We start from the raw sequence: 23,751 nt of genomic DNA on the forward strand, positions 1-23,751 counted from the left end.
TACATAGGAAGCCAATTCAGCTAAAAAGGTTTTCACTTCTAGCTTCAAACTTTGTAAGTTGAAATCGAAGCAATAAAAAAACCACAACCTAAGTCTTCCAGTTGCGGTTTTTGGTATTTTCTTTTTATATGCTACATGCCTTCTTGCATTGATAATCCTAATATACAGGTTGTGTAAATTTTCCCTTTATAAATAACACTTCTTATTCATGACTTTTCAAATCCAATAATATTGAATGTAAACGATCCGGATCATTAGTAAACATCCCATCGACTCCCCATGAAAGTAACTTTTTCATATCTTTTTCATTATCTACTGTAAATGGATGAACTTCTAATCCGTTTTTCTTTATTTTATTTACATAATCTGAATCAATATATTTGTAATTCATGCCAAGACCTATGCAGTACATTTTATACTTTTCTATCTCTAATTTTGTTAATTGAACTGCTTTTTTATAAGGTAATAATTGTACTATGGATATATTACTATTTAAGCTATGAATCTTTTGTAGACTTTCTTCACTAAACGATTGAATAATAACTTTATCCTGTATTTCGTAGTGATTAATAATTTCTAATAATTTTTCTTCCATTCCTGGATATTCATCAGGTGTTTTTGTTTCAATATAATAGTTCGCGTTATGCCCAAACGTTTCAATAATTTCTGTTAATGTTGGGACTTTTGCATTTTCAAATTCTTTCTTTGCTAAGTTCGGATATTTTTCATTGAAAAGAGAGCCAGCATTTAGTTGCTTTATTTCTTCTAATGTATGCTCTTTTACCAGCCCAGTACCATTCGTTGTACGGTTTAATATTTCATCATGCATAGCCACTAAATGTCCATCTTTTGTCATTTGAAGATCAATTTCTATATAATCTCCATTCATTTGTTGGCCTAATTGATATGCTGCTATTGTATGTTCAGGTGCATACGCAGAAGCACCTCTATGTGCGATATTTTTTATATGATTTGATTGATTAATAGCTTTAGTATACTTATGTTCATTTATTTTCTGAAAAACAAAGATACTTATTACTATAAAAATTATTGTAACGAGATATATCTTTTTCATAACGATTTATAAGCTCCTATATAAAGACGATTTAACTTGAATGATTTACTCAATTAAATGTCGATTTTCCAATACAGTCATTTTGCCAATAGCTTGAAATCCCGATTTTTTATAAATGTTGATTCCATCGGGTGAAGCTTGTAACACACAATACATATTTTTTAATTTTTGTGCTTCTTGCAGAAGGAAATTAAACATAGTAGATCCGAATCCTCGTCCTCTCATTTCCTCTTTAGTTGCGATGTCATAAATACCAATACTATCTTTTGAACATATCAATGAACCAACAGTTACGACTTCCCCTTCATAAAATCCTAAAAATAGTTTCATATTTTCACTGTTCCATAAATCAAGATTAGAAATTTGATTATAGAATGCTTGTACATGTATACCTTCTTCTGATGTGCCGAATAGATTAGCTAACATTTCTCCAAATTTTTTTATTTGTGCAGGTGAAGATGCCTGTTGAATTGTAAAACTTACTGGCATGTTTATTGTTGGAGAAATTGTTTTTAAGTCTGCTACCATCGCAATATTTTGCTCCGCTTCTTTTAAACCGATTTTATTTAACTTGCTTTTTATATCCCGCTCTTGCTCTTCATCCCATAACCAAACACTCATTGGAAAATTCTTTTGATTATAGTAGTCTACCTCCTTATATAATTTCTCTATCCCTACCGTTAAATGATTGTTTAGTAGAGTAATGACATTGAATGTATCTGCAGGTAATCCGCAATCAACAGCAATATAATCTTGCGTTTCTTTTATACTCATTCCGGGCACAAATTGCGCAACATATGAAGTTTTAAATGCAAAGTTATCTATTAGTAGTTGTTTATAATTCATCAATAGTTCTCCTTTTCATAAAAAGTACTCCTCGAATTCTTCTATATTAAATATAACATATTAGAAATTTACCTTTTTCTATAAAAAGTACCTCTTTAAATTGTGCTCTATAGTTTAAAATAATTAAAAATGATATAACGTTGTCGGAATGAAAAAAGTGGTATATAATAAATATTAACATTACTAGTAATTATTTTAGGTATTCCTAGAATAAAGGAGCGATACATATGAAAATTACTATTTATTTCGGAAGTCATGAAGATCAAGATGTTCGTACTATGGACTGTCATTTAGATGTAGAAGATACAGAAGAGATTGTTTCTGTATCATAATATAAATAGTTAGGGTAAACCCTATTCCCTACAGCGTTTAAGGCACCTTTTATAAGGTGTCTTTTTTGTTATATTTTCATCAAAAACCCTTTACTTTATAGCGTTTTAATAGTAAAATATAAATATACGAACAAACGTTCTTTTTATTTTAAACGTACATGAAGGGATGATTTTAACAATGGCTCCATTAAAGCGCAGAGGAAGAAAAAAGCAAGCACCTATTATTTCAAATACAGGCTTTATCGGCTCTGTCTTTATTGATACATTGGAGTTACAAAAGAAATCCTATTATTTCGCTCGTAAAAAACTTCAAATTGTTCATCACGTATTAGATGGTCTCTCTGGAGCAACAAGTGCTTTATTTAAAGAACATAACATTTCAGCATACATGTCATGTGTGTATTTACATAAACAAAAGAAAATTGGCTTTGTTCTTTCAACGAAACCATTTGAACAAAGTGATGGCGTTGCTTATTTTGTCAATTATTTAATCGAAAAGAATTTTTACGGCGGCCATGACGAAGATGTAGAATATCAAGAAGTATTTAATACAGGTTTTATCGGTGTAGTATTCGCTGATTTATCTAGTATAGATCGCTTTAATTTCGAGTTTGAAATGGGTATGCTAACGAAATTAATGAAAGATATGATTATTCCGGTTAAAGAACTCTTTTTACGCCATAATGTACCGGCTTACATCTCCACTTCTCATTTAGAAGAACAAAACAAATTAGGTTTCGTTCTCTCTGTAAAGCCATATGACGAACGCGCTGAAGCAGATTTATATTTTGAAGCATATTTAAAAGAACGAGGATTATTTATTGGTGATGAAGAAGATGAAATTGATAAGATCGTTATTAGAAAAACAGCTGAATTACGATAGAAAAGCGCAGGATTAGAATCCTGCGCTTTTTAAGTTACGTTAAACACTATAATCTTTTGAATGAATTTCTAAATTTAACTTATTTGCTAAAATTTTATTCAAAGTAAAAAATACAATCCCTCCTGCAATGGGAAGCGTGTAGGCTGGAATGAAATTTAATAACAGTCCTGATATTGCAAGTGCTATTGGCTGCATTATTTTACCTAAGCTTAATCCAATACTAAGAACTCTTCCTCTATATTCTTCAGGAATCTCATTTTGCATGAAATACATTAAAGGAATATCAATTTGTGCTATCATAAATCCTAAAAAGAACATAATCATGCAATACGTAGTAACATATACCAAATTATTTACTACAATAGGTTTAAATAAAACAGGTATTCCTGAAACTATCATAAAAATTGCCAACATAAAACTTATTTTTTTCAATAGATAAGAATAAGAAAAACAATCAGTTATCTTTTTTACTAATATTGCACCAACTATCATACCTATCGGAAAAGTCCCTTGAATCATACCAAATTGCTTAGAATTAAGATTGAGAACTGTGTTAATAATGTATGGCAACGGAACGGTTACAGCAAAGCCTAAAAAGAAATTAAGAGAAATTAAAATACTAAAAGTATTTTTTAAGCTTTTCCGCTCCAATAAGTAAGAGTATCCCTCCTTTATATCTTCAATAAAATTAATTTCTCTAATTGACCATTCCTCATTTATGTTTTGCTCGCACAATTTAAAGTTTATAAACAATATGGATATAGCCGAAAGGATAAATGAAATACCGTTAATAATGATAAAAGTTTTTATATCCAAGATTGCAAAAACAATGCCCCCTAACATAGGCCCTAAAATTAAAGATATAGAATCGATAATTTTACTTATAGAATTAATACTCATTAACCGTTCTTTAGTAACCATATTCGGTTTTACGGCCTCTAATCCTATTCCAAAAAACGTTGTAAATACTGTCATAAGAAAGGTAGTAGTATAAATAATGAATAAGTTTAATCCATAATAGTTGCTTAATATATAAACAGTTATTAATAAGCACCCGCTTAGTACATCCATGCAAACGACGAGTTTCTTTTTATCAACCTTATCAGCAATGACACCGGCAAATGGATTCATAACAATCATTGGAATCGTTCCTAATATGAGCGTAATCGCAAAATTTAACGCAGATCCGGTTATTTGTAAAACATACAATCCTAATGCAAAACTATAAATAGAGCTACCGAATAGTGATACTGTTTTTGCAATTGAATATAAACAAATATTTCTTAGTTCTTGGTTTCTTTTTTTATTTTCTATATGTAATCGTAAACTTCCCATCACTTTCCCCTCACTTTTCTTTGTATTACATAAAGTGTAAATTCTCGGGTTAACCCAATATCAATACACTGTGTTTAAAAATTACTACAAAGAAATGAAAAAAGATGGGGTTAACCCCGTGCACATCAACTGAAGATATTAGTGCATCCTACAACGATAAAAAATAAAATAATTAATAAGATCACATGTACAAATGCTAATTTTTTATTGAAATATAAAAAGTAATATGGTATCTTCTATTACATTGATTAATTACATATGAGAATCATGTATAACTCCAAGAATATGGCTTGGGGGTCTCTACCAGGAACCAAAAACTCCTGACTACAAAATGCGTATTATAGCGTTTGTAGTCAGGAGTTTTTTTGTTCTACGGTAAATAATGACGAGAAGGGATTACAAAAAATGAATTTCAAAGTATTTATATTAGCTTTAGCAACGATAGCGGTAGGTCTTGTAGAGCTTATCGTTGGAGGAATATTGCCAGACATCGCTAAAGATTTTAATGTTTCATTAAGTTCCGCTGGTCAATTAATTACAATTTTCGCCTTTACTTATGCAATAGCAGGTCCTGTATTATTGATTTTCACAAGTAAAGTGGAAAGAAAAAAATTATATATTATTTCACTTTACATTTTTCTAATTGGTAATCTACTTACTTATTTTAGTCCGAACTTTACTTTTATGATGATAGCAAGAATTTTAACTGCTATGAGTACTGCTTTAGTTGTAGTACTTTCCCTAACAATTGCAGCTAAAATTGTTAATCCCGCTTATCGAGCAAAAGCATTAGGATTAATTTATATGGGTATTAGCTCTTCACTTGTACTAGGAGTACCACTAGGCATATTAATTTCAAACACATTTGGCTGGAGAATTATTTTTTTATGTATAGCTATTTTATCATTGGGGTCTATTATCTTAATTTCAGTATTTTTAGATAAAATACCTGGAGAGGAAAACCGAACTCCTTTATCTATCCAATTAAAGGCCGTTTGTAGTCTTAAACTAGGATCTGCCCATCTAGCTACCATGTTTATGTTAGCAGGACACTATACTCTATATGCTTATTTTACTCCTTTTTTAGAAAATAAGTTTCACCTAAGCCCTTATTGGATTAGCATATTTTATTTAGTGTTTGGTATAGCTGCAGTAAGTGGCGGTGCGTTTGGCGGTGTATTATCAGATAAAATAGGCGCTCAAAAAAGTATTTTGATAGTTATTACTCTATTTGCTCTAATCTTATTTATATTACCGTTTACTGCAGTTTCTATTATCCTATTTATTCCTGTTATGATAGTTTGGGCTGCATTGAGTTGGGGGCTTGCACCACCTCAACAAAGTTATTTAATCCAAACTGCCCCGGATACGTCAGATATACAGCAAAGTTTTAATAATTCAGCCCTACAAATAGGAATTTCACTCGGCTCTGCAGTTGGAGGTATAGCTTTAAAACAAGTACATAATGTCGCCAATATGGCCTGGGTTGGTGGATCTTTAGTTTTATTATCTTTAGGTTTGGCTATCTTTTCTCTTACTAGACATACACCGACAAGAGACTGTCCAGTGAGTGCTAAACATTTAGATTAACATTCTCTTTTTCTTTTCATCGTAAAAAGTATAGATAGGAATCGTCATAAATAGTCCCGTTATAAAAACGGACTTTTTATGACGGGGTTAACCCCATCTTTTTCCGAAAAATGAATATGTATAAATTTCTTCTCCTTGAACAAAGAAATCCTCGTACTTTCCCCCTCGTATCAAATAATTTGAAGTACTTTCATCAATCGATTGAAACTGTAGATTTTGGATTTCTTTCGTTACTTTTACAGATGTAAAATTCACTCTGAGTCTAGGTGCAATTTGGCTATTTATACTAAATTTATTAAATAAAATAAACGAACTTAATAAATAACTATTGTGTTTAAAAAGAGAATTTAATTCGCACAATAAGAACTCCTCATGTTCAAAACTATAATTACTTGTACCTGATTGATCAATTACAATATCAATAGAATAATTCTGAATAGGTATGTTTAGAAAATCGGCACAGATAAATACAATATTTCTTTTCACATTTCTTCTCTCAATTACATCTTTTAAAAGTAAAAGTTTATTCAAATCTCGATCAACAGCAATATATAAACACTCTTCCGGTAGTTCTTCATAAATATTTCGTAAAAAGAACCCAATACCAGACCCTAAATCAAGTAGTATTTTTTCATTTAAATCTAATTGCATTAGTTTCTTTTTCGCCCATTCTCCTCCTCTTTGAACATTTTCCAAAAAAGCAGTATCAGTTTCATGAATATAATCCGAAATAGAATCTTCAAGTGATTTCTTTTCATACGCTTTCACTGAGTTACCAGCTGTTAAAACCCCTGAAATAATCATGTATTCTTCACCACAATTACAAATTAACTTTCCCTCAATAATTTGATTCTTATTAATAATGCCATCTTCAAGAATTAAATTTCCGTTACACTTAACACATTTAAATAAATGAAGTACTTTTAAATCTATCCCTAAAATTGAACTCGAAATTTCAGTTTCTATAGATAAATTATGTAACGCTTCCTTTAATTTGCATTTTCGTTCCTCTAAAGTTTTTATTTCTTGTTCAATCTTTTCATATTTTACTTTAAATAAAGATTGATAAAAATTATCCTTTTCATAGCCTAAGGATTTCCCTAAATTTTTATAAAGAAACAGTTCTTTAATTTCATACAAGCTAAACCCTAGCCATTTGTACTCTAATATAAGTTCTATATCCTTTTGACAATACTCGTCAAAAAAATAGTGACTTCCTTTTTTCTCGGGAATAACGAGTCCGAGGTCCATATAATGTCTAATCGTATCTACACTTACATTATTTACTTCTGCAAACTTACTGATTTTCATCCTAATCACTACCATTTATATATTTGTTTATACATACTTCTTTATTATTTTAAAAAATCCTTTCATCTCCCTATACAAAATTATTTATGCTATGAAAAAGATGTAATTAATTTTAAAGTTCCGCCACATACCCATTAAGCTAAGCTTATATAAGTTTAGCTACTCCTTTTTTTATCTTGAATTTAAAAAAGAGTAGCAGGTAGTACGTTTATGTCTATATATCTAAAAACTGTGAATTCATGTATGAATTAAAAACTGCGGCGTAAGTACTGCAGTTTCTTCCTTTTTCATTGAGTTGAAATATGTAAAGTTACGTACTTTAACTGTAGCGGACTTGTACTACGCGTTCATATTAATTTTATAGACGTTTAAGGATTTTGTTTTATGGGAAGTATTCTTGCTGTGAAATTAGGATTGTAAATATAGATGAACGTGATTCAAATCAAAAAAAGGTACTCCTAGAAGTACCTTTTTTACTATTCTATATGTGCGAACGCTTTCAAAATTATTGGATATAAATCGATGTACGCATTGTATTAAATGGTGCATTTATAGATGTCTTTTGGTACTCAAAAGTTCCTTGTTGGTGTCCAGAAGCATCCCATTTATAATACCAGCCAACGATTGGTCTTCCGCCAATTATAGTGGAATCAATACTTTTTACATTAGAACCATTCATTTTAGCAAATGGGTTTTGGCCATAGCCCATTTCTTTCGTTGTAATATATAAATATTTTCCCCCGTGGTTACGCGATGTGCTGAAGCTGTTCTGATTAATTGTTTCTACCCCGCCTAGCTCAGACTCTACTTGTACGACGTTTAGTGAAGTAAGTGGTGCTGCTGGTCCAGCTGAAGCTTCTGTTGCCATCCCTAATCCGACGAACGCTGTGATTGCTAACGATGAAATCCCTAGTGCTGCTTTTTTTAACATAAAAACATCCCCTTCCATCTATTGTTTTCTCTTTCATTGTCAATATAATCCTAATAATTTTATATGTAAATAGATTGTAGCTGTATAAATATTAGTGTGAATATTCTATTATATATTTCTGCAATTCTATTACTCAATATGAATGATTTACAGTGTAAAACGAAATACACATTACAAATTGATTCTATTATTTTCATTATTAGCTAGCGTATAGCGAATTTAAACCCTATGAACCATTGTTGCTATTTTTTTAGTTCATAAACAGATGCCTATATTTCTTGTTACTATATAATAATGTTACACCAAACTGATATCAGTACACATAGAAACAATAAAAGAGAGCATATTTTAAAAGATTTATTAAAACATGCTCTCTTTTATTAATTTGAATGAATCTTTCAGTAAAAAAGTACATTGATTTGTATCCTTTATGTAACAAAAATAATCGTTTTAAAAATCTTGTTTTTATGCTTTTTTCTATTATTCTTAAAGATAATTTATTGAATATTCTTATTGTACTCTAATTGATTTTGAATTCCTGATCTATCAATTTGAATCCAATACTCTGAAATTTTCCCGTTTTCTATTCTATACACTGCACTTGCTATTTGAATTATAGGGAGGCCTGTAGGTTCATACCCATCTATTTCTCCTATGTGTGTACCTACTTGCTTCCAGCGTACATATACTTTACTATCTTGTACTAATAATTCTTGAATTTCTAATGAAAAGTTTCCATATATTCCTATCATCTCTCTTACATGCTCAGCATAATCTTTTGGCGATCTGTATACTGTTTGTTCCTCTTCAGATATAACTTGATGTGCCAATACTTTATCTGCCATATATCGATTTGAAAAATCCGGATTACTCCCTGAACGCACTTCTTTAAAGAAATTTCTAATAATTATTTCCGGTTTCATTAAACATCCCCCTTAAAAATAAATCCAATTCTAATATCACCTGAATATATCGGATAAGTGTTATAATTCTCATCCTCACTCTTTCTTAATAAACATGTCAAGTTTGTAGTGTTGACATTAAAAATTGTAAATTTGCTTAGGATTTGCTGAGCATTGATTTAAACATGCAATATTTAATGTTTAAATCAATATATAATGATGTATAATAAATAAGAACTAATCAACATTTTTCGTTTAAGATAGTCTATCCATCTCTTACTACCTAATGACCTCAAATAAACGCTATTCAAGTCATGTTAAGAGGTACCAAAGACGCCCATATGGGCATCTTTGGTGTAAAAACACCTTATAGTATGTAAGGTGTTTTCTTATTTACTATATCTGGAATACCTCTATTTGAATAGTAAAATGTGGCTTAAATTTTACCTCGATTGTTTTGTTTTCTACACCGCCTTGAACATATAAGGAGTTACTACGAGTATAGATTCGTTTTGCCGATTTCATCTCGGCTTCAAAGATACATTTATTTTCATAAGACATGTACAATGAAACAGTTTCCACGTAATTCTTGTTATGAACGAATATCGGAATTTTTGAAGGTTTCAATGAGGCTGGTGAAGCTATCACTGGCATGACCAGTCTTCATGCCGCGCCTGAAGACTTCCAAAACAGTTGCTGGCAAAGCGATGTCGATGCCGGCTTCTTGGGTAGTATGAACAACGTGCTCAACGCTCGCCAAGCCCATTGCGAGTCTGTCCACGTCACCAGGGTGCTCCCCCTCGTCGAGACGCGGGGTATAGAACTCTACGAATTTCGGGAGTGACGACATCATCGCCGAAGCGTATGGTAGGAATTGCTCCGCCGTAATGCCGTTTGCGTTAGCGATTGCAAGAGCATGTAGGTAACTTAGCATTGCTGTCCAGAATATATCCATCTGTATCTGATAGTATAGCATGGCTAATCCGGGGTCCTCGCCCCGGTAATCGGTACTTGTTAACACTTTCAAGGTCTCCCTGTGAGCCTCGAAGGCCACTCGATCACCACTATAGTATGTGTAAGATTCCGACTTACCTATGCCTGACGGTGGAACTTGCACCCCTCCAGTAATATGCCAGGCTCCACGGTCTTCCAACCATTTAGCCGCCTTACGAGCTTTCTCCGGAGTATCCGAACTCAAGTTAACGAGCACCTTACCGAATAAGTTCTCAGAGACGGGTTCAAGAATAGAGTACATCACATTGTAATCTGTAAGGCTAAGGATTACCAACTCGTTAGCAGCTAACGCCTCGTTGACCGTGGACACCCTGATGGCTCCTTTTGCTACAAGCTGGTCTGCTTTACTTGAAGTCCGGTTCCACACGGTCAACGAGTACCCGTATTCCAGAAAAACGTCTGCCATCGCCTGACCCATCGGCCCTAACCCTATGACTGTTACTGATTTTCGGTTCCCAACCGCGTTTGTAGTTTCAGAACCATTTTTCTCATTTTGGCTATTACTTTTCAATGAAAAAACCCCTTTCAGGTGAAATTAAGTAAATCATAAAGGATTACACTAGTGTCAATGTCAACACAAACAAAAATGGCCCCGGAGCAATTTATCATGCTCGGGACCATTTCTACATTAAACAGTTCTCTTTTTCCTAATCGTTAAAGCGATTTGCCTCTCCAGTAATCTCTTTAATCCATGAAGTGCTTCGATTTGATAATTCACATTACTTAGCTTTTTTTCATACGTTTCCAGCATCTCTTCGCAATATTGATATTCGTCAGGATTTGCCGCTTCGCTCTTGAACAATACTTTAATCTCATCTGCTGTTAATCCAAGCTTCAAGTATAACTGAATCGCTTTGACTCGTTCTATGGCCGATTCGTCGAAATCCCGGTAATCGTTCTCCAACCTATCGGCGTTTAGAAGTCCTTTATTGTCATAATGCCGGATGGATCGTATGCTGACATTGGTCAATCGTGCTAGTTCGCTTATTTTCACTCCTAACAAGCCTCCTTGCATGCTCATAATAAATTGATTATACAACGGCGATTTTCCATTATTATTTGCCCTAAATGAACTTGTAGTATTTGTAAAATACAGTTTTTCATAAAAGGAACTTAAAGAAACTCTAACATAACAAACAGTTCACAATGGAGTTTGTGAATTTTTCCCGAAAATATCCTTTATTTGTGATACAAATCCTGGTTCTAGATTTTGAACTACCCTCCATGATTTATATACACAGTTTATGGACATATTTCTAGCTAAAACGGACGAAAAACTCACCCATATGAGAATATTTTAGGTGTTGTTTACGAGTATACTATATTAAGAGGGCAAAAAACTGTATAATTTTTAGAACTAGCCAGGGCTTATTTATCATGCACATTTATAAGAAAATACTCCTTTTTTAAATGCTTTTATTTTGGTAAACGAAAGCCTTTTTTAATTCTGTTCTTAAGTTAATGGCTATGTAAGGTGACCCCTATTATAAAAGTACGACATTAATACTTCTTTTGATTGATATAATGTATAATAGCGTCATATAAAAATTCAGCTAAGTCTTCATTACTAAATTGATTTATATAATTTTTAAATCGATTATCAAATTTATACGTATTTGCAATACATGTCAACATTTCAGAATCACATACAATAGATTGTTCGAGATAACTTTTCCACTCTACAATTAATTGCTGTACTTCATCGGAAGTAGGTGATTGATTAATATAGGAAGCAATTTTTCTAAACACCCTTTCCATTTTTTGTTCGAATTCGTGAAATAAGTCCGCTTTTTCACTAGGAGAGAGTTCTTTCAGTTTCTCCTCAAATTCTTTGTATTTTTCTGTTTCTCCATAGATGAATTTCGCTTCATGAGCATATTGTTCTTGTAATGGCAAAATAGATGAATTATTAAAAATATTTAAATTGTAGATATCCTTTCCTGATACATACTCATCCACCGCAGTAATAACTGTTTCTAAATGTTGTTTTTTTAACAATAAAGTTTGGTTATGCTTTTTTAATAATTGTAGCTGTTCTTCTCTTGTAAGTTTCAAAACTTCCGCAATTTCCTTTAGAGAAAAGTCCATTTCTTTAAAAAATAGTATCATTTGAAGTCTTGCTAAACTGTTCTTATCATAGAGTCGATAACCATTTTCCGTTAAGTAAATTGGCTTTAATAAATTTATTTTATCATAGTATTGTAAGGTTCTTTTTGTTATGCCTGTAATTTGCACAATATCTTTAACCGTTAAAAATTGTTTCTTCATCCCAAAATTCCTTTATTTCATCTAGTATTTGATTGGCAGGAGTTATTGTGGCTTCAAAGATATTTTTACCTGTTTTTTCTAAATAGTATTTAATTAAATAGTATCCACAGGCATAACCAGCAGCATAAGGCATATCGACTGGTATATAGTTTTGAAGTTTTGCTAATTCATCACCATAAAGATACGGTGCAATTTTATCAAATCCTGTTAATTGTAATTGATCCTTGAGCACGGGTTTGATACGTCTATTAAGCATTTCCATAGTTGTTTTCGATACCCAAGGTCCGAGTAGATCTTCCCCAAAAATAGAAGTAGCAAAATTTTCTGCTAAACCTTCACTAACAATTAATTCACCTAAAGTAACAGTATGGTCCCACTGAATAAATTGATATCGAACATTATGATTACATTCATGTGCTAAAGCAGCTTTCATTCGAGGGATTGTGTATTCATTTGGCAAAAATGTACACAAAATATAACCAGGAATACCTCCATCACCACTATACCCTTCATTTAACCTTAATGAAGGACTATTGGGATTCCCTAATAGAATCGTGAATACGTAATCAGATACACGAAGGTTCACATCATACTCTCTAAATAAATGAAGGCTTTTCCTAACAGCTTCTTTACACTCAGACCAAAAAGAATCTGACGAAATCAATTCTAGTTCTGGTGTAATCTCATTTGTAATCTGATTAGGAGAAATGCTCATTATATTATTCAATGTAATAACATCAAAACCATTTGGCTCCTCAGCTTTAAAAGGAACATATTGAATTTCCCATTTCCCCATAAACGGAGCCAACATTTCTTTCCTGTATAACTCAACCTTTTCCTCTTTTGGAGCTTGTAAAATTTTTCGGTATATTCTATCTGACCGTAATGATTTTATATTCATTTCTTTCACTCCTTATTTAATATAGTTAAAATTATGCACTATGACGTTGCGTTATAGTCAAGTGAGTTAACTAAAAATATAGCAAGAGAATGGGATTAGGTGTTTTTTTAATATTAATAGGACACTTTCATTTTTAATTACCTTGGCTTAGTTTGGATGTTAAACATATTTAAAAATATCTCCAAGCCGACTTTTAAACAACCTTATTGGGGTCCCATCACATGCCTATCAAGAATTGATTTTATGAAGATAAAAGAAAAGATTTTAGGTTCTGGTGCAAACCTTCAAAATATCTGCAGTACCTCCCCATACTTGGACATACTGATACTAGTACTCTAAAAAAAGACATGTTAAGTGTGGAAAAGCAAAATCTATTCAAGTGGAAACATTATCAACCTGATATTATTTTATTAACCATAAAATGGTGCCTAAGTACAGCCTCAGTTTTCGGGATTTAATCGAATGGTAGAAATTCATTTTGTTCATAAGCCTTATTTCATTAAATGGGCCCTTTAGTGGAGAAGCTTTATTGCTACCCAGCAGTTCCTTAATTCGCCTTACAGTGCAGATCTTCTTTTCACTATAAAAACATCCTTTTAGATAAACTGATTCAAAGGGGCAAAACGTCGCGACTTTATTTCAAATTTAGATAAAACCTAATAATAAACCCTCCCTTGTACTAATGCTCATGGATAGATAAGCCGATACGACCGAAGTAAATAATAAATAGCATCCAAAGGGGATTGTCTTGTATATGTTCAAAGCTTTCATGGATCAGATCTTATCCGAGAATGCAAAGTATACCTATAGTTTGTACAAAGAAAAGAATACGGATATTTTGTAGATTCCATAGTACAAGTCTTTCAATTACTGCTAGGTTAAGGGGAACCATCGATTTCTAAGCTCGCTGGAGATATGCCGGGATCCAATTTAATTTTAATTAAAGAAAAACCCGTGAATTATTCACGGGTTTTTCTTTAATAACTGATTGCTATTGTACCTTCACCTGCATGAACTGCAAATGAAATTGGTAATGGATATAATTTGAAATCCATTTCAGGGAATGCTTGTCTAATATCTGCAATCCATTCTTCAGCTCCAGCTTTATCGTTAGCATGGAACATGTGAAGTACTTTTGGTAATTCTTTTTCAAGTTCATTTTTAATATATTCTCGACATTTTTGGATTTTACGAACTTTCTTTTCAAGTAAAAGCTCTCCACCTTTTACTTCTAATATTAAGTTAACACTTAATAAACTTCCAAGTAAAAATTGCATGCCCTTTACACGGCCACTTGCATATAGACCTTTTAAACTCTTTGGGAATACATGAAAGGGTCTTCTTTTTTCATCTACTAATGTTTTGTGTATATCTTGTAAAGTCATACCATCATTGTATAACGATTTCGCTTTTCTAATTAGTTCATCCATTGGATAACTTGTTGTTTCACTGTCTAATACCGTTAATGGAAAACCTGCCATTTCTGCAGCTAACTTCATATTTTGATAGGTTCCACTTACTTTTCCGCTAATAGCAACTGCAAATCCTTCTTCATATTCTTCTTTGCATTTTGTAAATAACTCTACCATTTCCCCAATATTAGGTTGTGAAGTAGTGACTGTTTTACCTTCGTTTAACGCATTATAAACCCTTTCACGTACACCTTCTTCACAATCTTTGTACGAAATTCCATCAATAATAACTTCGATTGGGATAACAAAGTTATCTCCTTCTGTTTTAAAATTCGCAGTTGTACTATCAGTAATCCAAGCAACACGCTTCATGTTGTTCCTCCCTTAATTCAATTCCTCTTTTCTAATTTTTCTATATATTTATGTTATGAAAAGAGAATATCCCTGTAATAGTAACAGGACTTTATTGTTTTGGCTATAGTAGATGTATATTAAATGTGACTATTTCTTGTCTATTTCACAAATAAAAAAGAAAATCAAGGAATTTGCTCGATTTTCTTTTTATCATATACTATTTAAAAGTTTCATTATCTAAAATTACAACATAATCATTCGTTAATCGGCCAGCTTCTTTTGTATAACTAACAAGCCTTTGTATATTATCACAGCAAATTTTTGCTCCCCATACGAGTAACGGTACGCCAATAAAATCGATATGGAACCTTCTAGAAAACAGCCCACCGAAAGTCATTGGTAAAGGTACGGTTGGTGATGTATTAGAAAAAATAATCTTTTCATGACTTTGATAATGTTTTTGCAAGATTTCTCCTAAATGCTTCATCGCTGGTACAACAACTTTTGATGCGCCGCATCCAATCGTATATACAGGATGACCATGTTCATCTATGCCATGAAAAATAATTTTTCCCATATCTTCTGTTTTCAATTTATTAAAGTAATCTACATTCAAAATTTCTTCTTTCGTTAACTTGCGATCCGTTGGTAATTTATTTAAATGATACGCTGCAGCTAGTGAGGTAGTATGTGTTCCACCAAAATCTGTGTAAATGTATATCATATTATCATCCCTTGTTGTAAAAGTTCAATGTTAATTAGTATTACCGTTCTTAGCAATGTTAAACAAGGGATGAATGTATTTACGCTTTTTGTGTTAATTCATTATATTTTTTCCAAATATAATAACGTCTACTAATCACAGTGCCTAATGTAATACATAAAAAGGCATTTGTTACAACCATTAATGTCTGGTGCGTACTACCCGAAAACATACTTTGTTTAATCATAATTTTTGCTCCTAAAATAACAAGAAGGATTATTGTACTTACCCAATTTCCTTTTCGTAGTACATGACCTGTTTCACTATCTAATCGAAATGTTAAAGCTCTTCCCCGTATAATCCCAAGACATAAGCCAATTCCAAGCATTACAACAAACAGTAGTCCTTGCAGCAAAGTTATTTGTCCCATATGAATAATGGATTGAACTGTTACAAAACACAACAAAGCCGGAATGAGCCAAATACGGTTTATTTTCACTTTTCGTTCTTTACTTTGCATCAAAACAATAATAAGAATAACAAGTAAAATATCCATTTAGAATCCTCCTATAAACTTGTTTATCTTTAAAGATTATATTCTCCTCTTTTCATTCCATACTTGAAATACGATAGCTACTTTCAAGTGTAAGATGGAAAATGTGATTTCTCATCAGCCTTAAGCATTATTTATAAAAATAAAAAGACGTACTTTTTACTCGTACGCCTTTAATAACTCGTTTAAACTCCTATTTATCAACTAATTCCACACCTTTAGAATTAGCTTTACCCAACACTCGAATGTTAAATTTATTAATAGCTTTTAAAAAGATAATATAAATATAATATCCAACAATAGAACCTATAACATTACAGATCACATCATCAATATCAGTAATACGTCCCACTCCACTAAATAAAGACTCAATTAATTGTAGCAATTCAATACTAGCTGATATAGAAAATCCTAATAAAATTGTATTTTTGAATTTCTTATATTTATCCCATAGGATTGGTGCTAAAAATCCTAAAGGCATTAATAATAAAATATTCCCGCCTACATTTCTTACAATTAGAGCAATCATAAATAGGCTATCTCCATCATAAGCACTACCAATTTGATTGATGTCTTTAATAATTGATGCAAATGGTATTATATTGACCGAGCGATTCAGATTTTCAATATTAAAAGGAAAACCGATTGGTAAAGGGAATAAAGTTACTGCAACAACCATACAAATGTAGATCACAAATAAAAAACTTATTATTTCTTTCCACCAAATTACATGTTTTGTATTTTTGGTACCAATTAATATTCCACGTACAATTAAATAACAAATAACTCCTAAAATAATAAACACACTACCGTTAATCATATACAAATTGTTAACACATCCTTTCATATGAATTAATAATAAAAATTTACAACTATATAGTAATGTTTTCTAATTTAAAAATCCATATAATTATATATAATTGTACAGAATTACAAAAACCCCTTATTTAATAAATAAAGGGTTCCTCGTTAACTAAAATATTTTTCAAAACGGAAACAATCATGAACCCGTTTAAATTATTTTCGTATCTCTTCTTTTAAATCCATATAATTAAAAAGTTCTTTCTATTTCTGTCATTAATTTTTCAGGTCCTGCCCCTTTATTCGATGGAATAACTAAAGTGATTCCTAATTCTGGATATATAGCCGAGCGAAAACTGACGCCTGGATCATATCCCATTACATGATATTTGAATACCTTGTTTTCTCGTGTTTCAATCCATATTCCATAGCCGTAGGACTGTTTATCATTTACTTGAATGTGAGGAGTTAAAAGTAATTTTGTATATTCCTTTCCTAAAATTTCATTATTAAATAGGGCCACCCAAAATTTCAGCATGTCTGGTGCAGTAACATATGCACCTCCATCAGCTCCTCCTTTTATCGGTATAGAGTAGGCGTTTGTTCTCCAATTTTGGTTGGTTTCGTCCTTTATATATCCTAGAGCTGTATGTCTTGGTAATCTATCTAACGAAAAATAGCCAGAATCATTCATGCCAATCGGATTAAAAATGTTCTTTTCTATATACTCCGTAAATTTAATTCCCGTCTGTTCTTCTATTATTAATCCAAGTATGATAAAACCTGCATTGTTGTAGTGAAACTTAGTTCCAGGTGCAAACATCATATTACTTTTTTGGAATAATGATAAAAAGTCTTTTAAGCTCTTTAATAGATACATAGGTGTTTGTTTCCAAAGATCTTCGAAGTTATCCATAATACTTTCATCAAAATAATCTGGTATACCAGCGCTATGCGTTAGTAGTTGATGTATTGTAATATCTTCATCGAAGTTTGGAAATTTTATCTCTAGACAATCTTTTAATTTTGTATGAAAAGAAATAAAACCTTTTTCAACAAGTTGACAGATCCCAATTGCAGTGAAAATTTTACATCCTGAGGCAATGCCAAATCTTGTTTGTATCGTATTGTTTATACATTCACTTTGGTTTGCGTAACCCAAAGCTTTTTCATAGACTAAGTCTTTTTCTTTTTTTACTAAAACTACTCCAGAGAAATCTATTTTCTTTTGTATTTCTTTTACAATTTTATCAATTTCATCTTTTGTTTTTATCACGACAACCACCCTTATCTTTCGGTATTGTTCTTTCCCCTTATTAATTTTTCCATATAAAGGGGAAAGAACCCTTTTATTAAATACGATAAATTGTTAATGAGAACACAAAGTTCATTTCGAATTTATCCCGCTATTTGTGGGCAGTAAGACCCCCATCTCAAAATTCAGCGAAAGCAAAGAAGTTAAGTGGGGACCTTGCTGCCCGTAAAAGCCCGATTGGTGAGGGCTGATAATCAGTGGGGGATGCCCCCTGATTAAAGTTTCACTTTATTGATTCAGTAGAATACAACTTAGATTGTGCTGGGAATAAAGTAAACACACATAAGACGATAGTAATAAATAACATGACCAATGAACCTACAATAACTACAAGTTGTATAGAAATGAACTGAGTCGCAACACCAGATAATATTGTAATAAAGATTGTTACTATCGCAATAACAAGTCCATATATACTCCCAATCCGTCCCATCATATGAACAGGGATATTATTTTGGTAAAATGTATAAAATCCTGTATTTGCATATGCCATTGAAAAAGATAAAATACAGAATCCAATAGCAGCTATTAAAAATACACTTGAAAAAGCATAAATTAAATAACCAATTGTAATGAATAATGATCCTATTCCAATTAGAAGTGAAGGTGCTAATTTCTTTGACAAAATTGTATTTGTTATGGCACCTAAAATAAATCCTGCACCAGCTATACTAACTAGAAAACCATATTCACTATCTGTTAGTAGTAATACCTCTTTCGCAAACGATAGTTCAAGTGAATCAGTAGCGGTTGCTAATGCGAACATACTTTGAAATAAGAAGTACACGCATACGACATACACATGTTTTCTACTAAAATTTATAACAGTGTTCCAATCTTTTTTTAATACTGTAAGAGATAATGTATTACTTGTTGTATCCGAAGCTTCTTTCTTATCAAGATTAGGTAAAAGTAATGTAATGAATCCTGATAAGAGAAATGCTATAGCATTTATATATATAGCAATCTCTGGTGTACTCGCAATTAATAAAACCCCTGCTATCGCTGGACCAATTAAAAATGCACCAGATCCTATTAAACTACGTAATGAGTTGAAACGTTGTCTTTGTTCTACTGGAATTAATTTCGTCATATACGTCATAGCAGTTGGCTCATAAATTGCACTGGCCATACTTATAAAGAATACAAATACATAAACAATCCAAATTGACGGAAGTAAAGGTAAAATAGCGATAAATAACGCACGATATATATCGAGGTGAATCATTAACTTCCGTTTATTTAAACGATCAATCATACTCCCAGACCAAGCGTTTGTAAATAAAGTGGCTAATGGTTTTATTACATATAAAGCAGCAACAGCTAAGGCTGAGCCACCCATATTATAGACAAGTACATTCAGTGCTATTAAGTAAATCCATGCCCCTAAATTCGCAATACCAACACCGGACAGTAGTAATAAAGGATATTTCCAATCTTTAAGAAAGTTTTTCATTTTTGGCCCCCGCTTTCAAAATTGTTTTAAAACAATAAAAAAATCCCACCCCCAAGACTTTTAATCTTAGGGACGAGATTTATCATCGCGGTGCCACCCTAGTTTGTTAATATGTCACCATATTAACCTTATCAGGTACTGCATTCTAACTCATGCTTATACCATAGCTCTATAACGGGAGCTCCCGTCACACCATCCCCTAATAATAGGTTCCGATGCGCTGCTCAGAGGCTTGGTTCAATAAGGAATTTTTACTCCTTTTCAGCTAAATGGAGCTCTCTGTAAAAAATTCATTTTATTTACTCTTCTCTTCACTGCATTTGATTTTTTCCATATTATCACAATTATTTTTAACTGTAAATAAAAAATAATCAGATATTTAATAACGTGTCTCTATTAATTCATTTATTTATTGTTTTTTCTGAAAATTACGGTGCGTGAAATTACTTACAGCTCTAAAGAAAGAGCCATTTGCATCTAGCTCCTTCCAAATACCTGAATTAATTCGTATTCGCCTCTGTTAACGGTTGTAACGGCGGTTCTAATTCTAGTTCTAGTGTATCTCCTTCATGTAAATCTTGTCCTTTTTCAATACTTTGGCTCGTTACATAACCTGTACCAGAAGTTTTCAAATCTAATTTCAAAAGCTTAGAGAAATACATAACATCACGCATGGACCAACCTTTTACATTTGGCATTTGTGCGTTATTCCCTAATAAAAATATACGATCACCTTCACTCATTACCTCGCCAGACTGTGGATATTGTTTTATTATTTTTCCTTCTCCTAAAATTACCGGCTGTAGCTTCTCTTTTTCTACACTTTTCTCTGCTGTACCCATTGATTGATTTACATAATTTTGTACTTTTAATTGAGATTGCTTCGTTGCATCAGCTATTTGTTTTTCTGTATACGGTTTCACCTTTAAATATTCAAGGCTGTTTTTTATAACAGGTTTAAATATTTCAGCAAGAGGCTGAGCTCCATACTCATCTCCTTTTAACTTTGGCTGCTTAATAGCTAAGTATACGATTAACTCCGGATCATCAATTGGAGCCATTCCTAAAAAGGAGAAAATGTAATTCTCTTTCCCTTCCATATATCGGCCGTTTTCAGGATTCGGGATTTGTGCTGTTCCTGTCTTACCTCCAATTGGATAACCATCTACTTTATACATTGTACCAGTTCCTTTTGAAGATGTTATAACACGCTCCATTAAGCTTCTAACCTTGTCCGCTGTTTCTTTTTTTATCGGATTCCCAATTTCTTTCGGTTGATTTTCCATAATAACTTCTTTATTTGTTGGATTTACAACTTTATCAACGATATATGGTTGCATCATTTTCCCGTCATTTGCTATAGCAGTAGCTGCTTGGATTAATTGAATCGGAGTTACTGTAGAACCTTGACCGAAAGAAGTTGTAACCTGTTGAATTTGCGTATTTAATAATAAAGTATTTTTACTTTCTCCAGGTAAATCTATTCCTGTTTTTTGATTGAATCCAAATTTATTCATATATTGCTTAAATTTATTTGGTTTCAGTAACTGATCTTCTAAAATAGAAAAAGCTACGTTTGATGATCTTTCAAAACCTTCATCAAATGTAATTGACCCCCATCCAAATCCACCATTATGATCTTTTATATCAGAGGAACCAACGGAATATTTTCCAGATTGAAAATATTCTTTTCCGTTATATACACCTTCATTAATGGCAGCTGCTAACGTAAAAACTTTCATAGTTGAACCTGGTTCATATGCATTTGCAATCGGATCATTTAAAAAGTATTCGATATCACCTACATTAGGATTGTAACTAGGTTTACTAGACATCGCTAAAACCTTTCCTGTTTTTGGATCAGCAATAATTCCAATTAACATAGAAGGATCATAATGCTCTTGTGCTTTGTTCATCGCTTCTTCTAAAAAGCTATTAATTTGTTTATCAAGCGTTAAATACACGTTATTCCCATTTTTAGCAGGTTCTACTTTACCTATATCATTTGTAAGCGGAATCCCCCTTCGTGTACCCACATATTCTATATTCCCGTTTGTAGAGCGCAAATATTTATCCAAACTCTTTTCAAGCCCAAACTTTCCTTCCGTATTCCCTTTATCATCTGGTCTAGCAAAACCCAGTATATAGGATGCAAAATCTTCATTCGGATACACTCTTGCTTTTTCCGACATAAAAGATACACCTGGTATTTTTAAATCGTTAATTTTTTCCTTCGTTTCCCTAGATAAGTTCCGACCAACTTTCCCAATTTCAACTTGCGTACGCCCTTCATGAAAGTTTTTTAATACTTCTTCTTTATCAATTTCAAGCACATCGGCTAATTGTTGTGCGGTTTCATCTTTATTTTTCACTTTATCTTTTCCTTTTAAATTCACAACAACTCGATATGTTGTAGAATCTTGTACTAACACCTTTCCCGTTTGGTCATAGATAGTGCCACGATTCGCTTCTAAAACACCTTTTTTATTATGTTGTTCATCCGCGAGGTCCTTTACATTTACATTATGCACGACTCCTACTGCCTGAATATAGACTATACGCAAAATCATAATAAGAAACAAAACAATAAAAGCAATCATCATATATCGAGCGCCTTTATTCGTTTGAAGTTTTTGCATACTTATCTCCTCTCTTTTGGAATGGATTCGTACGAAGATGCGTTTTATAATTTGTAGTTTTTGTTTACGATACTATATGTTTCGAAGTTTTCTTTTTAATTCCTTTAAAACAATACGAAACTAACTATTGTTATTTTTTGTTTTTGTTTTATTTAATTAAAGTACGGTGCGTGAAATTTCTGAATATTAACCCCACCAAAACTTGATTGCATATCACTCTAAACTCTTTTCTTATTTACTATAAAAAGTTCCCCTCTGGATTTCCAAAGGGGAACTTTTTATAAGAAAATTATGCGATATGGTTATATTTTGCTAAGAAAGGAATTCGTCTCGCTACTAATGCATACATTTTGAATACGAATTTCGCTATTGGTTCAAACATACGTGTACTTTGCATTACTAAACCGCTCGTAACAAGTGTTATGAAAGCTGCACCAAGTATATCTAAAGGATAATGAACACCTACATACATACGTGATATACCGACTAACACTGCCCATAATAGCGCGATATATTTCAGTTTTTCTCCTCTAAGAATAAATACGAAGGCGATTGAAAATACAAGTACAGAATGATCACTAACAAATGATGAATCTGCTGCATGTGGTACTAATTGATGTACATCATGTGATACGAACGGACGCGGATGGTAATATACCGCATGTATAAGAACATTTACTACTAATGCAATAATAACCGAAAGCGTCGTATATAAAACTGTATATTGTTTTCTAATTGCATTCTCTTTCTTTCCATTATTAAACCATAAGATAAGCATAAATAAAATGGCTACGTATGCAGCGCTATTTGTAATTGCAACCATTATCGTATCTAATAGTTTGGATGAATCAGCAAAATTATTAAACCACTGAAATACTGTGTAATTCATAATACTCTCTCCCTACTTACAAGTGTTCTTGATTTACACAGTATACAATACCATTATGAAAATGGGCTTAAACTTTTCTCATCTAATTCTCATTTTACTATTACTCATGTGACAATTATAAAACAAATTTTATACGCTATTTATGTATAAAGTTCGTAAACCTTTATAATAAGGCGATTCGTATTTTTTTCATGTTTGGAATACATAACATGTTCATTTAAATATACTAATTGTAAAATCA

Annotated in this window: 20 protein-coding genes, 2 pseudogenes, 1 riboswitch and 1 other annotated feature; of the genes and pseudogenes, 3 read left to right on the forward strand and 19 right to left on the reverse strand. The window is 32.2% G+C overall.

All coding sequences use genetic code 11. The features are described 5' to 3' along the window. Positions 1-202: 202 nt before the first annotated feature. Positions 203-1,075 (reverse strand): glycerophosphodiester phosphodiesterase, encoded by an 873-nt coding sequence (locus AU379_RS10590; RefSeq protein ID WP_048567645.1) that lies wholly within the window; start codon positions 1,073-1,075, stop codon positions 203-205. A gap of 45 nt (positions 1,076-1,120) precedes the next feature. Continuing rightward, complete coding sequence (locus AU379_RS10595; protein WP_061139218.1) at positions 1,121-1,921, reverse strand: GNAT family N-acetyltransferase; 801 nt, start codon at positions 1,919-1,921, stop codon at positions 1,121-1,123. A gap of 510 nt (positions 1,922-2,431) precedes the next feature. Between AU379_RS10595 and AU379_RS10600 the strand changes: the two genes are divergently transcribed. After that, positions 2,432-3,136 (forward strand): hypothetical protein, encoded by a 705-nt coding sequence (locus tag AU379_RS10600; protein WP_000035356.1) that lies wholly within the window; start codon positions 2,432-2,434, stop codon positions 3,134-3,136. 39 nt (positions 3,137-3,175) lie between these two features. Here the strand turns inward: AU379_RS10600 and AU379_RS10605 are convergent, their stop codons facing one another. Beyond that, positions 3,176-4,471, reverse strand: a complete 1,296-nt coding sequence (locus tag AU379_RS10605; protein ID WP_061139219.1) for an MFS transporter — start codon at positions 4,469-4,471, stop codon at positions 3,176-3,178. A gap of 247 nt (positions 4,472-4,718) precedes the next feature. Beyond that, positions 4,719-4,818, forward strand: a riboswitch (purine riboswitch). A gap of 58 nt (positions 4,819-4,876) precedes the next feature. Between AU379_RS10605 and AU379_RS10610 the strand changes: the two genes are divergently transcribed. Beyond that, positions 4,877-6,061 (forward strand): MFS transporter, encoded by a 1,185-nt coding sequence (locus AU379_RS10610; protein ID WP_001009821.1) that lies wholly within the window; start codon positions 4,877-4,879, stop codon positions 6,059-6,061. Positions 6,062-6,148: 87 nt separating this feature from the next. On the opposite strand, the gene AU379_RS10615 is transcribed toward AU379_RS10610, so the two are convergent. The 8 genes and pseudogenes from AU379_RS10615 to AU379_RS10645 form a co-directional block, all read right to left on the reverse strand. Beyond that, positions 6,149-7,372: a MerR family transcriptional regulator gene (locus AU379_RS10615; protein WP_061139220.1), complete on the reverse strand. Its 1,224-nt coding sequence runs from the start codon at positions 7,370-7,372 to the stop codon at positions 6,149-6,151. Between the two features lie 505 nt (positions 7,373-7,877). Further along, a complete protein-coding gene (locus AU379_RS10620; protein WP_015382392.1) occupies positions 7,878-8,303 on the reverse strand; it encodes a DUF4879 domain-containing protein in 426 nt (141 codons plus the stop codon). A 497-nt stretch (positions 8,304-8,800) separates the two neighbouring features. Continuing rightward, the gene (locus AU379_RS10625; RefSeq protein WP_000801679.1) at positions 8,801-9,226 is read right to left on the reverse strand and encodes an ester cyclase; all 426 of its coding nucleotides are present in this window, start codon (positions 9,224-9,226) and stop codon (positions 8,801-8,803) included. Between the two features lie 375 nt (positions 9,227-9,601). Further along, positions 9,602-9,784, reverse strand: a pseudogene (locus tag AU379_RS31205) (hypothetical protein); the annotation flags it as partial. Positions 9,785-9,797: 13 nt separating this feature from the next. Further along, a complete protein-coding gene (locus AU379_RS10630; RefSeq protein ID WP_000841637.1) occupies positions 9,798-10,730 on the reverse strand; it encodes an NAD(P)-binding domain-containing protein in 933 nt (310 codons plus the stop codon). A 117-nt stretch (positions 10,731-10,847) separates the two neighbouring features. Then, on the reverse strand, positions 10,848-11,213 hold the full coding sequence (locus AU379_RS10635; RefSeq protein ID WP_000703056.1) for a MerR family transcriptional regulator: 366 nt from the start codon (positions 11,211-11,213) through the stop codon (positions 10,848-10,850). 506 nt (positions 11,214-11,719) lie between these two features. Next, positions 11,720-12,487: a MerR family transcriptional regulator gene (locus AU379_RS10640; RefSeq protein WP_000743883.1), complete on the reverse strand. Its 768-nt coding sequence runs from the start codon at positions 12,485-12,487 to the stop codon at positions 11,720-11,722. Continuing rightward, positions 12,462-13,388 carry a DUF2268 domain-containing protein gene (locus AU379_RS10645; protein ID WP_061139221.1) on the reverse strand — a complete coding sequence of 309 codons (927 nt, stop codon included), beginning with the start codon at positions 13,386-13,388 and terminating at the stop codon, positions 12,462-12,464. The genes AU379_RS10640 and AU379_RS10645 overlap by 26 nt, the downstream gene beginning before the upstream one ends. 356 nt (positions 13,389-13,744) lie before the next feature. Between AU379_RS10645 and AU379_RS30245 the strand changes: the two are divergent. Continuing rightward, positions 13,745-13,851 (forward strand): annotated as a pseudogene (locus tag AU379_RS30245) (IS6 family transposase); the annotation flags it as partial. A gap of 514 nt (positions 13,852-14,365) precedes the next feature. Here the strand turns inward: AU379_RS30245 and AU379_RS10650 are convergent. The 8 genes from AU379_RS10650 to AU379_RS10685 form a co-directional block, all read right to left on the reverse strand. Next, entirely contained in the window at positions 14,366-15,172 is an 807-nt protein-coding gene (locus tag AU379_RS10650; protein WP_000831921.1) for a DegV family protein, read from the reverse strand. A gap of 199 nt (positions 15,173-15,371) precedes the next feature. Further along, positions 15,372-15,878, reverse strand: a complete 507-nt coding sequence (locus AU379_RS10655; protein WP_000639421.1) for a DUF3189 family protein — start codon at positions 15,876-15,878, stop codon at positions 15,372-15,374. Between the two features lie 79 nt (positions 15,879-15,957). Next, positions 15,958-16,413 (reverse strand): DUF1453 family protein, encoded by a 456-nt coding sequence (locus tag AU379_RS10660; protein ID WP_000353706.1) that lies wholly within the window; start codon positions 16,411-16,413, stop codon positions 15,958-15,960. A gap of 190 nt (positions 16,414-16,603) precedes the next feature. Next, positions 16,604-17,236: a VanZ family protein gene (locus tag AU379_RS10665; RefSeq protein ID WP_061139222.1), complete on the reverse strand. Its 633-nt coding sequence runs from the start codon at positions 17,234-17,236 to the stop codon at positions 16,604-16,606. Positions 17,237-17,461: 225 nt separating this feature from the next. After that, positions 17,462-18,487, reverse strand: coding sequence for a serine hydrolase (locus AU379_RS10670; RefSeq protein ID WP_030025725.1), 1,026 nt, complete (start codon positions 18,485-18,487; stop codon positions 17,462-17,464). 262 nt (positions 18,488-18,749) lie between these two features. After that, on the reverse strand, positions 18,750-19,982 hold the full coding sequence (locus tag AU379_RS10675; protein ID WP_030025724.1) for an MFS transporter: 1,233 nt from the start codon (positions 19,980-19,982) through the stop codon (positions 18,750-18,752). Positions 19,983-20,047: 65 nt separating this feature from the next. Then, positions 20,048-20,306 (reverse strand) — a binding site (T-box leader). Between the two features lie 176 nt (positions 20,307-20,482). After that, complete coding sequence (locus tag AU379_RS10680) at positions 20,483-22,621, reverse strand: penicillin-binding protein (RefSeq protein ID WP_061139223.1); 2,139 nt, start codon at positions 22,619-22,621, stop codon at positions 20,483-20,485. A 289-nt stretch (positions 22,622-22,910) separates the two neighbouring features. After that, complete coding sequence (locus AU379_RS10685) at positions 22,911-23,510, reverse strand: undecaprenyl-diphosphatase (RefSeq protein ID WP_001110118.1); 600 nt, start codon at positions 23,508-23,510, stop codon at positions 22,911-22,913. Positions 23,511-23,751 lie beyond the last annotated feature (241 nt).

This window comes from Bacillus sp. JH7 (assembly GCF_001563515.1).
GTDB classification, from domain to species: Bacteria; Bacillota; Bacilli; order Bacillales; family Bacillaceae_G; genus Bacillus_A; species Bacillus_A cereus.